We start from the raw sequence: 13,503 nt of genomic DNA on the forward strand, positions 1-13,503 counted from the left end.
GAGGCTTTTAGTCCATGACAAGAAAACCAGCAAGTATGTACAGGAACATTAAACAGCGCTCATATACACGCAGAAAGTACATGGGTGGTGTTCCGGGAAGCCAGGTAATACACTACGACATGGGAAATAAGACTGCAGATTTCCAGATCAAGATGTCACTTATATCTGAAGAGAAATGTCAGATGAGACACACAGCTCTCGAAGCAGCAAGGATATCAGCTAACAGGCATATGATCTCCAAAGTAGGCCGTATCAGTTACCATTTCAAATTAAGAGTTTATCCTCACGAGGTCCTGAGAGAAAACAAACAGGCAACCGGTGCAGGTGCAGACCGTGTATCCAGTGGTATGAGAAAAGCATTCGGAAAAGCTGTAGGTACCGCAGCAAGAGTCTCTGCCGGGCAGAAGATATTCACTGTTTCTGTCAATAAGAAGAATTTCAAGCATGCTAAAGCTGCACTTAAAAGAGCAGGACAGAAGCTTCCAACACCAATAAGAATTGTTGTTGACGAAGGCGCAGAGCTGGTACAATAAAACCAGCTTTTGAGGAGGGAACACTTATGGAAGACTATGAATCCTTGCTTGACCGGGCAATGGAAAACCTGCCGGAAACCGAGACAACAGATGAGCGTTTTGTAATTCCGGAACCCAAGATCTATTTTGAGGGAAAAACAACGGTACTGGACAATTTCGCACAGATCAGAAGTGTCCTTAACCGTGATGCAGACCATCTGATGAAGTACCTCACAAGGGAACTGGGTACCGCCGGTAAGGTCGAAGGTGGCAAGGCCATATTTCAGGGGAAGTTCCCTGTCCAGGCTATCAAGTCCAACATAACTGCATATGCTGATGAATATGTCATATGTTCGGAATGCAACAGGCCAGATACGAAACTTGTGAAGGTTGACAGAGTCCTAATGATGAGATGTGCCGCATGTGGTGCGCACAGGCCTGTCAAGAAAAGGAAAGCCACTGCACCTACCCCTGAATCAGCCCTTGAAGAGGGGAAAGAATATGAAGTCAAGATTGATGCTGTTGGTTCCAAGGGAGACGGAATCGCCAAGATGGCAAAATTCACGATTTTCGTTCCTGGTACTGCCAAGGGCGATGTCTTAAAGATCAGGATCAAAAAAATCAGTGGAAACCTGGCTTTTGCAGAGAAGGCTAATTAAGGAGCAATACCCAATGGCAGTCGATGAAAAGGGCCAGGGAATCAATATTTTTTCGATCCCCGGCCTAAACATTGACCTCGAAGATTCAAACGGCTCTTTACAGTTAAATTCCCGGGGCCAGCTTAGATATGCCTGCTCACCTATCCTGAAAAAAATTAATGAAAGGTTAGGAGAAGAAAAACCCGTACGTATGGGCAAGGACAGGGTGATTGCTTCTACCTGGCTGCCCCCAATCCCGAGCGGTCCTTTCAAAAGACTCCTGAACGCTGAAGTACAGCATGCTTTGGGAAAACGGGTTCCTGAAACCGTTTCTTTTGAGATCACACGGCAATGCAAATGTAATTGTGATCATTGCATCATAAGTGGGGGAGAGGAAGATATTGACACAGAAACTGTCAAGAAAACCATAGATGATGCTCTTGACATGGGTGCATTCATAATTATTTTTACAGAAGGAGATCCTCTTCTCAGGGAAGATATTTTTGAATTAATAGATTATGTCGACAAGGAACGTGCAATTGTCAATATGTACACACCTGGAACAGACATGAATCCGCAGACGGCAAGAAAACTAAAACAAGCCGGCCTGCATAATCTTCTGGTCAGCATATATTCAACTGATCCCGAAAAGCATAATGCGGTAAGAAGACTTGAGGGTGCATTTGATATGGCTACAGCTGCCATTAAATATGGACTTGATGCCGATTTATTAGTCACTATGTGCACCCATGCCTCCCCGAAAAATATGGATGAACTCCCACAACTCTATGCTCTTGCAACAGAGATGGGAGTGAGCGAATTTTCAATCTGGGAAAGCGCTCCGAAAAAAAAGGGTGATGCTATTATCTCATCTGAGGACAGGGAAAAAGTCCTTGAAATGCACCATAAGGCCAATTCCACAGAAACGGGCCCCAGAATATTTACCAATAGTTATTTTGAAGGTGAGATGCTGGGTTGCATGGCGGCTCAGCGCTGGATGCATATCTGCGTGGACGGATCGGTCAAGCCCTGCCCATATATCCCATTCAGTTTTGGCAACATACAGGACCAACAGTTAAGAGACATCTGGAAGAACATGAAAAAAGCCCCCCGATTTGAATCCGGGGATGTATTCTGCCAGATGCAGATGCCACAATATCTTGAACTTGTGGAAAAGATTCCAGATGGAACTGTCCCTCCCTATCCATTTGACAAAATCTAATAAATCATACCAATGACAAAATAAACCAGATTAATCTTGAGGATATGCATGAATGTGAAACTAGATCCCTGGGGCTCGTCAAATATCGACGACTATTCAAAATTGTTCGATGAATTTGGAATACAGCGTTTTGATGAACTTCTGTTCGGGATTGAGCAACCCAGCTCTTACATGAGAAGGAAGATTATCTTTGGCCACAGGGATTATGACATGATAACCCGGGCCATGAACGACAATGACCCGTTTGCGGTAATGAGCGGGTTCATGCCTTCCGGAAAAGTCCATCTTGGTGGAAAAATGGTCATGGACCAGATCGTCTGGCACCAGCAGATGGGCGGTGAGGCTTTTGTGGGTATTGCCGACAGGGAAGCATATTCAGTTAGGGGATATTCCTGGGAAAAATGTAAAAAAATTGGAATTGAAGAATATATCCTTAGCCTGATTGCCCTGGGATTTGAACCAGAGGGACATATTTATTTCCAGTCCCAATCCAGAAATGTAAAGGATCTGGCCTTTGAAATGGGTGTCAAGGCAAATTTCTCGGAACTCAGCGCCATATATGGTTTCAATGGACAGACCAATATAGCACATATGGTCAGTGCCCTCTCACAGAGTGCGGATATCCTCCAGCCCGAACTTGAAGAATTCGGCGGACCCAAGCCGACAGTTGTTCCTGCGGGGGCCGATCAGGACCCGCACATGAGACTCACCCGGGGACTTGCCAACAAAATGAACATGTTCCTTATCGAAAAAAGGACGGATAAGAATAACGTGCCCTTTGTCAGTGTCCGAAGCAAGACCGCACCTGTTGATGCACTTGAAGAGGTTTCAGAGGCATTGCCCTGGGATACGAAACTGTTCGAGGGGCATGTAGATATCTTTGGCGTGGACGACCTGACCAAACTTAAGGAAATCACAATGGAAGTCGAAATGAATAACGGAGGATATGGATTCCTTCCACCGGCTTCGACCTATCATCGCTTTATGTCCGGTTTGCAGGGGGGTAAGATGTCAAGCAGTGTACCTGACAGCCTGATTGCCCTTACCGATGATCCGGATGATGCCGCCCGCAAGGTTAAGAAGGCAAAGACGGGCGGGCGTATGACCCTGAAGGAACAAAAGGAACTCGGGGGACAGCCCGACGAATGTTCGGTCTATGAGTTACTCGTATTCCATCTTAGTGACGACGACGGGGAACTGGCACAAATTCATTCCGAATGTTTGGATGGCAGTCGCATGTGCGGAAGTTGCAAGGGACTGGCAGCAGAACGTATGGCAGAATTCCTCAAAGACCATCAGGAAAAAAGGGAACTGGCACGCGAGAGACTTGAAGAATACGGACTCTGATACTTAAAGGGAGATACTATGGAAAACCTCAATCTTACACTGAATGAAAAGGAAGTACTTCTCTTCCTCGAACAAAAAGGTACTGCAAGTCCCGCAGATATAGCCGATGGAACATCCCTGAAAATAGAGAATGCTACACAGGCCTCTTTTTTGCTTGAAGAAAAGGGTCTTGCAGAAGTTAAGGATGAAGTATCGGAAAAATATCGCCTCAGTGCAGAGGGTGTGCAATATGCCGAAAAAGGTCTTCCTGAAAGACAGGTGCTCAATAGGATCGACGGGCCTACTTCTATAAAGAATTTACAGGAAATGCTATCTCCCGGGATTATGGGAATTGCAACCGGATGGCTTAAGAGAAAAGGCTGGGCATCCATTGAAAAAGGAAATATCATACCCGCAGCAGATGTATCCGAAACCGCAGACGAGATTGCCCTGGCAAAACTCGGTGAGACGGCGGCTTCCCTTGAAGAAACCGGAATTGACCAGAAGGTTATGAAGGACCTGCTCAAACGCAAACTGGTAGAAAAAGAAGAAACCAAAAGCCGTACTATCACAATTACAGCTGAGGGGCAAAAAATCGCTGCATCCGGCCTCGAACTTACCGAAGATATCACCCAGCTGACCTCCCGGATGCTCAAAAGCGGAGAATGGAAGAACAAGACGTTCCGTTCATACAATATTGACAAACCGCCAAAGAAAGTGTATGCAGCAAAAATCCACCCCTACCAGCGCCTGATAGACCAGATGCGCCAGATATTCCTGGAAATGGGGTTCACTGAAATCAAGGGAGATATTATACAGAGCTCTTTCTGGAACTTTGATGCCCTTTTCCAGCCACAGGACCACCCTGCCCGGGAAATGCAGGATACATTCCATCTGGAATCCCATTCACAGTTGCCGGGCGAATACGTGGAAACTGTCTGTTCCATGCATGAAAAGGGCGGTGACATTGAATCCAGGGGATGGGGTGGTAAATGGGATCGTGACGTAGCAAAACGCAATGTATTGCGCACACATACCACCTCGGTCAGTATCAAACACCTGGCTGATAATCCAAAACCACCGGTCAAAGCTTTTTGTATAGACAGGGCATATCGCCGGGAAACAATTGATCCCACACATACCCCTGAATTCGAGCAGCTGGAAGGTGTGGTAATGGACAGGAACATGTCCTTTGCCAACCTGCTGGGATGCCTGAAGGAATTCTATCACAGGATGGGATTCGAGAACGTCAGGTTCAGGCCCGGGTACTTCCCCTATACCGAGCCCAGTGTCGAACCCGAGGTTTATATTGAGGAACTGGGATGGGTTGAGCTCGGCGGTGCCGGTATATTCAGAAAAGAAGTAACTGAACCTCTCGGCATCAAAGAACCGGTTTTGGCATGGGGCCTTGGTGTCAGCCGCCTGGCAATGCTGAGATTGGGTTTGAAGGACCTGCGTGAATTATACCAGTCCGACATTGAGTGGTTGCGCAAAAGCCCTGTCTGCAAACTCTGATTCAAAGCAGTCGGGCCAGCAGTGACTTCCTGTGAAGAGAGATAAAGCAAAAGTCAATTATCTCAGATATTTCATTGATCTTATTTAAAAAATAGATTTTAAAAATAAGTTTCTTTGCTTGGACAGAGAGTTCTATTTAGTAGATGTCTTTGAGTTTTTGCAAGATAAAGAAAATCCTCATATTACTCCAGTCGTAAGAAGAGGAAACAATATCAAGCAGATGTTTATCGGGAGAAAAGCAAGGTCTGCTGAATATGTAATGAAGAATGCTCAAAGACAAGAAGTTCAGCTGGATATTGTAATTGATGTGAAGTATCTGAAAGGTAAAAGAGGAAAATATGAATGTGAAAACCTTGGGTTTGTTGTTTATGGAGTTAAGTGGTCTCCAAGGAAGGTTAGTAACGTCTACAAAAGACGGTTTGCTATCGAATCATCTTACAGGATGAGAAATATTGTTAAACCAAGGACATCAACAAAAGATGTAACTTTCAGATATTTCTTTACAATAATATGATTCCTGCTCAGAAATGTATGGCTATATCTCCAGAAAAAGCATTTTACCAGAGTGAAACAAGGTCCTCCTACTATCAATGAGGATATGTTCAGGTTCGATAAATTCTTTCTCTTGATAGAGGATTGGCTTAGGAGAAAGTTGAGGATTCGAGTAGTAGTGGAGTGTTTGAGGTGATATAATCGATTAAATACAAAAAAAGGAAAAATTAGTGAACTACTGAATTTTTATGGCCATTTCATTTGTCTGTCCTTTGCAAGATTCATGGCATTGGCAGAAAGTATTTATTATGTGACATAGTTAGAACATAATGCAACATCATAACGATGTTAGTGGGGTTCAGCCAGTCTTGACGGAATAACTGAACCCCATGCCCGGAGGCATGATTATGTTGGCTTTGAGGATACTTAAAGTTTGGCTTATCTTGCCTCTGGAGAATGAAATTGAGGTAAGAAGAAATGAAGAATGGTAAAGGTATAAGAATAGGCTCACTTTTCATGGCGATGCTTATTTTGAGTATGGCTTTTGTTCCTGGTGTGATGGCACAAGCTGAAATGTCAGAAAAAGATGAATATGTTAATACAATAGACATTACAGATGAAGTATCATTGTCTAAAGAAGAAATTGTACAAAAATCAAAAAATATTAAAGTACTAAAAGAAACTGAATACGAAAAAATTGTATCAATCAATGCAGATGATGGGTCAGTTGCATATGCGATTTCTTGGGCAGATGACAAGAATCCTAAAAGAACTAATTTTGCATTTGTAAACAAGAGCGAGCTGAAATCTGTTAAAAAATTATCCTCGGAGCAATTCAACGATGATTTATTAGTTGCCTCCACAATCTCAGCAGCAAGATCTGAATTTTGGAATGGAAGTTATGTGGAATCATATGGAGATGAATTGACAGGCGGTGTTCATATATATTTCTCCCCTCGTGATGCATCATATGTTGCGAATGTGGGTTCCGTTTGTGCAGGAGCTTTGGCATCTTCACTAGATGGAGTACTTCCATTTGCTGATATAATAGCTGCAGTGCTGGTTATTGCAATACAGACGGTATATTGGTCAGAACAAAATTCAGATGAGAGCCTGGATGTTAAAATACCTTATGCAGACGCACTTAGTTATCCCACATTAGGATTCGGTTATGTTAAAATAGGTTCTAATTGGTATAAGATTTAAATAAAGTAACTTGGCTGATTTTCAAATCAGCCTATTTAATTTTGGTGATACATATGAAGAACACTAAATTATGGGGTATTCTACTTCAATCTTTTGTATTAATTGCAATGATTTTTTTCAGTATTTTTTTGCCACGATATGAAAATGTAACTTTTCTTGCTGTTTGGATCGGTTTTTTTTGTGGAAGTCTCTTTAGATATGCTAGTTACTATCGAAAAACAGGCAAATATTATTAACCTTTTGACTTTAAAATTTTTATAATTGGTAATAAGTTTGCCTCTGGAGGGACCATCCCCCTCCATTCCCACAACCGCATCAATAAGTGATAGTTGTGGAGTTGCCACATTGTAAATATCCAGGAGAATTTCACTAAATATCAGAGGGTCAGCCATCATATGTGCTTCCTTCCTGATGCGCAGCGGAACAGCACCGAACATATTTTTCACTGCACCTGTCATCGTTGTGAGTTCATGGGTCTTGAGTTTGGGCAGGTTAATGATATAATCAGCATCCAATACGCTGTCACTCACATAGATCTCATCCAAACGCAGGGGGTTTTCAGGTTTTACTTTACTAAAACCTGCAGTCTGGAAATTTACAACTTCACCTCCACCATCCAGAGCAGCTTGCTTCATACCGGATTCCTCGAGTGCTTCTGCGGTGGCTCCTGCAGATGTAATACCGGCACAATCCCCTACAACGGGATGAGCACCCGCCTCGCTTACAATTTCACATACTGCACGGACAAGAGAGGGATGGGTCGTAGCTGCATCTTCAGGTTTCCGGGCAGCAAGCACATTGGGCTTAATCAAGATGCGCATACCTGCTTTGATTTCATCAAAACAACCAAGCAAGTCGATTGCCTCCTTTACTGCCTGCTTGGAGGTGGAATAATCCGCACAGTGAACTAATGCTACCCGGTTATGACTCATAATAGGAATAATCAGGAAAAGTGCTTAAAAGATTTATTGGACGTATGGTTATTACTTTTTATTCCCTCGACTATGCCCATGATATAGGCAGGGATTGCCCCCATAGCCGTGCACGTCTCACAGGAAGTACCGCCACTACTTATATCAAGGTGGGCAGGAGCCTGCTTTATAATTGATTTTGGCAATCCTTTCCTGCCAAGTCCAACGAGGAACAGATAAGAATCGTGATGCAATATTCCCTGTGCAGCATCCATAGCTGTCATTCTTTTAGATCCATCTGTTTTGGAAGTGGTTGCAACAGGTTTGCCAAAATGTGCCGGAAAACCTTTTTTTGGAAGATCCTGTACAAAAAAATGATGGTCCTCATTGAGCTGTTGCAGATAAGCTCCTGATTCCCCTATTGTTGTTTTTTCCACAACGTACCTCACAAGTTCATCTTTTTCCATATCAAAAGGAAAATCAAAAAGGGCAAGGCTAAAACCAAATATCTTGCAAATCGGGGCTGCCCGGGCAATGGCCCTATAATGGGCATCAAGGACCTTTATACGATCATAAGTATTGACAATTCCAAGGGTCTGCATATTATTCTCTCCTCCATACCATCACGTGTTGGCTGCAATTTTCCAGGTATTCACAGCATGCACAATCATCCCACAATTTTTTTCTGGAGGGAATGATTACTTCAATAAAGCCTGATTTCCTGAAAAAGGATGAGGCTGTGGTTCTTGCATATACTGCACTTCCCGATGAGAAATTCAGGGCACTGGAGACCAGCAAAGAGCCGATCCCTTTATTCCTGAATGAGGGGTGAACTGCAACACTATGTACCTCCTCAATGTAATCCCTTACAAATGCTACTGTGCCCACTACTTTGCCATCAACTCTTGCCAGCAGAAAATTCCCTGTATCCAGATCTTGCCCATCAAGAAAATAGGTAGAGAGTAACGAGTCTATAGCTGTCCTATCATCCGCAGCTGCCTGACATATTGTAATGTCCTCTGTAAGATGCATGATCTCTGAATCCTGTCCCTGAGGAGAGAGGTTTTATATAAATAGATGTTGCAGATACCAGCCGCCAGTTATAAATATAAATCCATTTATTCCTGCCTTCAATCTTTCTTCGACCAGGAAGACGATTCTTCTCATTATCGGGGTGAAATATGTTAGAAATACTCAAGAAATCCCTGAAAAAAGCCCCTATCGTAAAACGAGGTACATATCCCTATTTCATACATCCGGTTACAGATGGTGTACCTGCAATAGATCCCAAACTGCTTGATGAGATCAGTGACTACATCATAGAGTACTGCGATATAAACGTTGACCGGATCCTGTCTATTGAAGCGATGGGAATCCCCCTTGCAACAGCAATATCCCTGAAAACAGGCATCCCATTTTCTATCGTGCGCAAAAGGCAATACCAATTGCCCGGTGAAATAAGGATATCCCAGAGCACAGGATATTCTAAAGGTGAACTTTATATAAACGGCGTTGAAAAAGGTGAACGTATACTGCTTGTTGATGACGTAATCAGCACAGGAGGTACCCTGCGCTTTCTGGTAAAGGCCCTGGAAGAAAAAGGAGTTACTATAAGCGATATAGTAGTTATTATAGGTAGGGGAGATGGTGTACAGCAACTTGCAGGACAAGGAATAAGGGTCAAAACACTTGTAGATATAGCTGTGAATGAGGACGGGGTTTCAATACTGGAGGACACCGGTGAAACTAATTGAGAATTTTGACATTGACCTGGAATCCATTGTTAATATGATTGTTCAGGAAAAAGCCACAAAGGTCGGCCTCCAGCTGCCTGAAGGCTTCAAACGCCAGGCAATGAAGATCGCGGGATATATAGAGGATAATACCGATGCAGAAACTCTCATTTCAGGCAACCCCTGTTATGGGGCATGTGATCTTGATATACAACTTGTCAAAGATACCGATCTTGTATTCCACTTCGGCCATTCCAGGCTTGAACCTTTTGAAAATGTAGTTTATATTGAAGCACCCTCACACCTCGATATAAGTAATGTGGTTTTTCAGGCTGCAGACAAACTTAAAGGAAAAAGGATAGGCCTCCTTACGACTGTACAGCACGTGCATAAACTGGAAGAAGTCAGGAAAATCCTTGAAAAAAAAGGATTCGAAACCATTATCGGAAAAGGAGATGGAAGGATCGTGCATCCGGGACAGGTACTTGGCTGCAATTTTTCAGCTGCATATGACATAACCTGTGAAGAATACCTGTATATTGGCGGCGGGAAGTTTCATCCGCTGGGTATAGCCCTTTCAACAGGCAAACCCATACTCTGTGCGAATCCGTTTACTTCATCCGTAGAGTACATCGACCTCAAGCAAATCATGAAACAGAGATATGCAGCAATTGCAAAAACCATGGAAGGAAAGAGGTTCTGTATACTGGTGTCCACTAAACCCGGTCAGGAAAGAATGGAACTTGCCAGGAATATAAGGGACATTGCCAGGGAAAAAGGAAAAGAGGCATCAATTGTAACAATGGATCTCATAACACCCGACCAGCTCCTGCAATTCCAGGCGGATGCATATGTCAATACTGCATGTCCCAGGATTGCAATCGACGAGGCAGGGAGATTCCCGGCCCCCATGTTAACTCCCCCTGAATTTGAGATCGTACTGGGGATACGTGAATGGGAAGAACTGGTTTTTGATGAGATAAGGGAATGATAGGTCAACTACCCCTCCCTGCCGGAAGGGGCTTGTAAGTAAATCATTGTGCTGTATCCTGTACAGTACTCATCCCTACATTCGGCTGGTTGACAGACAGCCTACTCAGGCAAGTTATACCTGCATGAGCAATGTTTCGTGCAGCGTTGAGGTCAGCATGTATTTGAAATCCACAATTGCGACAACGGTAAGAACTACCATCCCTGTTTCCCCTATAAGTATGTCCACATTTGGAACACTTCTGACTGGAATACCGGGGGTCAACAGAAATAACCCGTTTTCCAAGGGCTTCTGCCTTATAGCGAATAAACTGTTCCAGTTGATAAAAACTCCAATTGCTGAGTTTCCTGTTAAAATTCTTACCCTTTCGATTCTGGACACGAATACTTGTCAAATCTTCAAGAGCAATCACATCATAAGGCATATTGACAATTTCTTTGGCAATACAATGATTAACATCAGTCACAAACCGTCTTTCCTTTCTGCGAATCTTCTTCAAGAGACGTTTAGCAGATTTGGTGCCTTTGGACTGAAGTTCCTGCCTGAGATGTGCATATTTGGCCCTTGTGTTTTTGACCTCTTTACTGTTAAAAAAGACATTATTAGAACATACAGCAACATTAACAATCCCTCTGTCTACACCCATAACAGTATTACCAGTTGGTTCAGGAGATTCTTTTCGAAGAGTTACATGCAGATAGAACACATCGTTTGCTGTGTCATACCTAAGTGTAGAACTCCTGATTTCCCAATTGATATATTGTTTGTAGTATTCAGGGAGTGTAAAGTGGACCTTCACTCTGCCATCAGCAGATGCAATAGAAGCAAATCCATGTTCAAAAATAATACGGATAACACGTTTATTGTATCTGATTGCAGAGAAAGGTTTACTCACAGGAAGGCGCATTTTCTTAACAGCCTTGAGTGCTTCACAGGCAACATCCCTTGCACCCTGAACAAGTGCAGAAGGAAGTTGTGGATACTGTTCTCTAATGTCTTTGTAAGTAGCGTGATGGATAGAGACTTTGGAATGAGTATGATTGGCAAACCCATACTCAGCAACTATGTTGAACACATTGTTAAAACAAACAACAGTGTTTTTGAGACTTGTTTTGTCTTCCTCAGACATATCAAGTTTCAATTTAATAGTCCTATCCATACTCATATATTAACCACAATAACATAAATAGTTCACGTGATAAGTATGCAAAACAAAAGTAAGAAACATTCCTCTCCTACCTTACGGAAGGAGTCTCCTGTTTCAAAAGAGATGAAACAGCGAAAACTCGAGATGTTATTGCAAAAGGTCAGGGGGTTTGAGGATCCCGATCCTACACTGGAACAATATGCCACACCCGCACCTCTTGCTGCTGAATTATTACATTTCGCATACATGAAGGGAGATATTGAAGGTACGGTTTTTGATATGGGATGTGGCACCGGGATACTTGCAATCGGTGCCGCATTGCTGGGAGCCACAAAGGTTGTCGGATATGATAGTGACCCGCAAGCAATAAATGTTGCAAGAGAAAATGCCGTGTTGATGGATGTTGAAGTCGAATTTGTTAATTGCCCTATAGAAAAGGTAAATGGAAAAGCGAACACTGTTGTAATGAATCCCCCGTTTGGCGCCCAATGTAAGGGAAATGACAGACCTTTCCTCTCAGCTGCCCTAAATGCAGGGAATACTATCTATTCGATTCATAACAGCGGAAGTTTTAACTTTATAAGACAATACATAAAGCCATCAGTTGTTACCGAGTGGTATACTACATCTTTCCCGCTAAAAAGAACATTTAAATTCCATAAAAAAGATGTAGAACGAATTGAGGTAGAAATATACAGAATAAACTCCTTATCACATCATAATTATTGAAACCAAGAGGGATTATTATTAGGATACGCAACAAGAAGAAGGCCACCAGAAGGAAAATTAAAAGTTCTTCAAAGAAGGACGAAAAAGAAGAAAATCAAAATCCCAAAAACAATGGCCAGCAAAAAGAAAAGAGAGAGGCCAAGGGGAAGAATCCTGAGAACCTGAAAAAGGAGAAAACTCAAAAGCACCTCAAAGAAGAAGCTGAAAAACACATTGAAGAGCAGTTTGTGCTGCCCGGTGATGTTGTTGGTACTAACGAAGAGTTTGAAGCCGGTGAAGGGACCTATACATTAAGAGGAAACATATATTCGACCAGAACAGGAAATGTTGAGGTTGACAGGAAAAAGCGTAGTGTTTCCGTGCGGGCTACATCCGAACTTCCACCTGTAATAAAGAAAGATGATATTGTAGTCGGCAATGTGGTGAATGTACGTGATTCTATGGCACTTGTACAGATAGCGGCCATAAAAGGTCATGGAGAAAGGGAAGTCAACAATCCGGGAATTGCCGCCATCCACATATCAAATATCAAGGAAGATTATGTCAAAAACATAGCCAATGAGCTTGCTCTCATGGATGTTGTTAAGGCAAAGGTGATTGATACTGATAGCATGCGCCTGAGTATTGCCGCCAGGGAACTGGGTGTTATGTCCGCAATTTGTGGCAGATGTGGTGAACCCCTGGCTATTGAAGAGGGGAAACTGAAATGTCCCGCCTGTGGCAAGACTGAAAAGCGGAAACTTTCAGCTGATTATGGAACAGGAATTATCTAACACAACAGGGACAGGAGATTTATCATGGAACTGAAGATCATTGAGAAAAAGGATGATGAGATTAAAGTGGAAATAAAGGGAGAAAGCCACACCTTGCTGAACATGCTTAAGCATTTCCTGCTTGAAGATGAACATGTGGATATCGCAAGTTACGATATGCTTCACGTAAGTATCAGTGAACCTATCTTCTATGTCAGGACTGATGGCAAAGACCCTGTGCAGGCAATCAGGGATGCAGCGGTGAAACTCACTGCAGAATGCGATGAGTTCAGTGGTGTTTTCGAAAAAGCCCTTGCATAATCTGGCAG

At 43.0% G+C, this 13,503-nt stretch carries 16 protein-coding genes; 12 read left to right on the forward strand and 4 right to left on the reverse strand.

What is annotated here, in order from left to right; genetic code table 11:
* The first annotated feature begins 14 nt into the window (after positions 1–14).
* The 7 genes from A9957_RS10265 (at position 15) to A9957_RS10295 (ending at position 6,911) form a co-directional block, all read left to right on the forward strand.
* Positions 15–533 (forward strand): 50S ribosomal protein L16, encoded by a 519-nt coding sequence (locus A9957_RS10265; RefSeq protein WP_292344133.1) that lies wholly within the window; start codon positions 15–17, stop codon positions 531–533.
* A 26-nt stretch (positions 534–559) separates the two neighbouring features.
* Positions 560–1,171: a translation initiation factor IF-2 subunit beta gene (locus A9957_RS10270; RefSeq protein ID WP_292344134.1), complete on the forward strand. Its 612-nt coding sequence runs from the start codon at positions 560–562 to the stop codon at positions 1,169–1,171.
* A gap of 13 nt (positions 1,172–1,184) precedes the next feature.
* Positions 1,185–2,372, forward strand: coding sequence for a radical SAM/SPASM domain-containing protein (locus tag A9957_RS10275; protein ID WP_292344136.1), 1,188 nt, complete (start codon positions 1,185–1,187; stop codon positions 2,370–2,372).
* 48 nt (positions 2,373–2,420) lie between these two features.
* Positions 2,421–3,719, forward strand: coding sequence for a tryptophan--tRNA ligase (locus A9957_RS10280; protein ID WP_292344138.1), 1,299 nt, complete (start codon positions 2,421–2,423; stop codon positions 3,717–3,719).
* Positions 3,720–3,737: 18 nt separating this feature from the next.
* Complete coding sequence (locus A9957_RS10285) at positions 3,738–5,213, forward strand: phenylalanine--tRNA ligase subunit alpha (protein ID WP_292344140.1); 1,476 nt, start codon at positions 3,738–3,740, stop codon at positions 5,211–5,213.
* Between the two features lie 118 nt (positions 5,214–5,331).
* Positions 5,332–5,727: a hypothetical protein gene (locus A9957_RS10290; RefSeq protein ID WP_253247324.1), complete on the forward strand. Its 396-nt coding sequence runs from the start codon at positions 5,332–5,334 to the stop codon at positions 5,725–5,727.
* 455 nt (positions 5,728–6,182) lie between these two features.
* On the forward strand, positions 6,183–6,911 hold the full coding sequence (locus tag A9957_RS10295; RefSeq protein WP_292344142.1) for a hypothetical protein: 729 nt from the start codon (positions 6,183–6,185) through the stop codon (positions 6,909–6,911).
* A 98-nt stretch (positions 6,912–7,009) separates the two neighbouring features.
* Here the strand turns inward: A9957_RS10295 and A9957_RS10300 are convergent, their stop codons facing one another.
* From A9957_RS10300 to A9957_RS10310, 3 genes are read right to left on the reverse strand one after another with little or no spacing between them, the layout of a single operon-like run.
* Positions 7,010–7,843 (reverse strand): DUF362 domain-containing protein, encoded by an 834-nt coding sequence (locus A9957_RS10300; protein ID WP_292344144.1) that lies wholly within the window; start codon positions 7,841–7,843, stop codon positions 7,010–7,012.
* Positions 7,844–7,854: 11 nt separating this feature from the next.
* Positions 7,855–8,424, reverse strand: a complete 570-nt coding sequence (locus A9957_RS10305; protein WP_292344146.1) for a DUF531 domain-containing protein — start codon at positions 8,422–8,424, stop codon at positions 7,855–7,857.
* A gap of 1 nt (position 8,425) precedes the next feature.
* The gene (locus A9957_RS10310) at positions 8,426–8,854 is read right to left on the reverse strand and encodes a GNAT family N-acetyltransferase (RefSeq protein WP_292344147.1); all 429 of its coding nucleotides are present in this window, start codon (positions 8,852–8,854) and stop codon (positions 8,426–8,428) included.
* A gap of 149 nt (positions 8,855–9,003) precedes the next feature.
* On the opposite strand from A9957_RS10310, the gene hpt reads away from it, so the two are divergent.
* Together hpt and dph2 are read left to right on the forward strand one after the other, a co-directional pair.
* On the forward strand, positions 9,004–9,576 hold the full coding sequence (gene hpt, locus A9957_RS10315) for a hypoxanthine/guanine phosphoribosyltransferase (RefSeq protein WP_292344148.1): 573 nt from the start codon (positions 9,004–9,006) through the stop codon (positions 9,574–9,576).
* The gene (dph2, locus tag A9957_RS10320; RefSeq protein WP_172425451.1) at positions 9,563–10,546 is read left to right on the forward strand and encodes a diphthamide biosynthesis enzyme Dph2; all 984 of its coding nucleotides are present in this window, start codon (positions 9,563–9,565) and stop codon (positions 10,544–10,546) included. The genes hpt and dph2 overlap by 14 nt, the downstream gene beginning before the upstream one ends.
* Positions 10,547–10,589: 43 nt before the next feature.
* Here the strand turns inward: dph2 and A9957_RS10325 are convergent, their stop codons facing one another.
* Positions 10,590–11,711 (reverse strand): RNA-guided endonuclease TnpB family protein, encoded by a 1,122-nt coding sequence (locus A9957_RS10325; RefSeq protein ID WP_096711982.1) that lies wholly within the window; start codon positions 11,709–11,711, stop codon positions 10,590–10,592.
* Between the two features lie 105 nt (positions 11,712–11,816).
* Here A9957_RS10325 and A9957_RS10330 point away from each other — a divergent pair, with 105 nt between their 5' ends.
* Genes A9957_RS10330 through A9957_RS10340 form a run of 3 tightly spaced genes read left to right on the forward strand, consistent with a single transcriptional unit; the run spans position 11,817 to position 13,495 of the window.
* Positions 11,817–12,422 carry an METTL5 family protein gene (locus tag A9957_RS10330; protein WP_292344170.1) on the forward strand — a complete coding sequence of 202 codons (606 nt, stop codon included), beginning with the start codon at positions 11,817–11,819 and terminating at the stop codon, positions 12,420–12,422.
* Entirely contained in the window at positions 12,419–13,195 is a 777-nt protein-coding gene (locus tag A9957_RS10335) for an exosome complex RNA-binding protein Csl4 (RefSeq protein ID WP_096711984.1), read from the forward strand. The genes A9957_RS10330 and A9957_RS10335 overlap by 4 nt, the downstream gene beginning before the upstream one ends.
* A 24-nt stretch (positions 13,196–13,219) precedes the next feature.
* Positions 13,220–13,495, forward strand: a complete 276-nt coding sequence (locus tag A9957_RS10340; RefSeq protein WP_096711985.1) for a DNA-directed RNA polymerase subunit L — start codon at positions 13,220–13,222, stop codon at positions 13,493–13,495.
* Positions 13,496–13,503 lie beyond the last annotated feature (8 nt).

The sequence above is a fragment of the Methanohalophilus sp. DAL1 genome, assembly GCF_001683555.1.
Taxonomy (GTDB): domain Archaea; phylum Halobacteriota; class Methanosarcinia; order Methanosarcinales; family Methanosarcinaceae; genus Methanohalophilus; species Methanohalophilus euhalobius.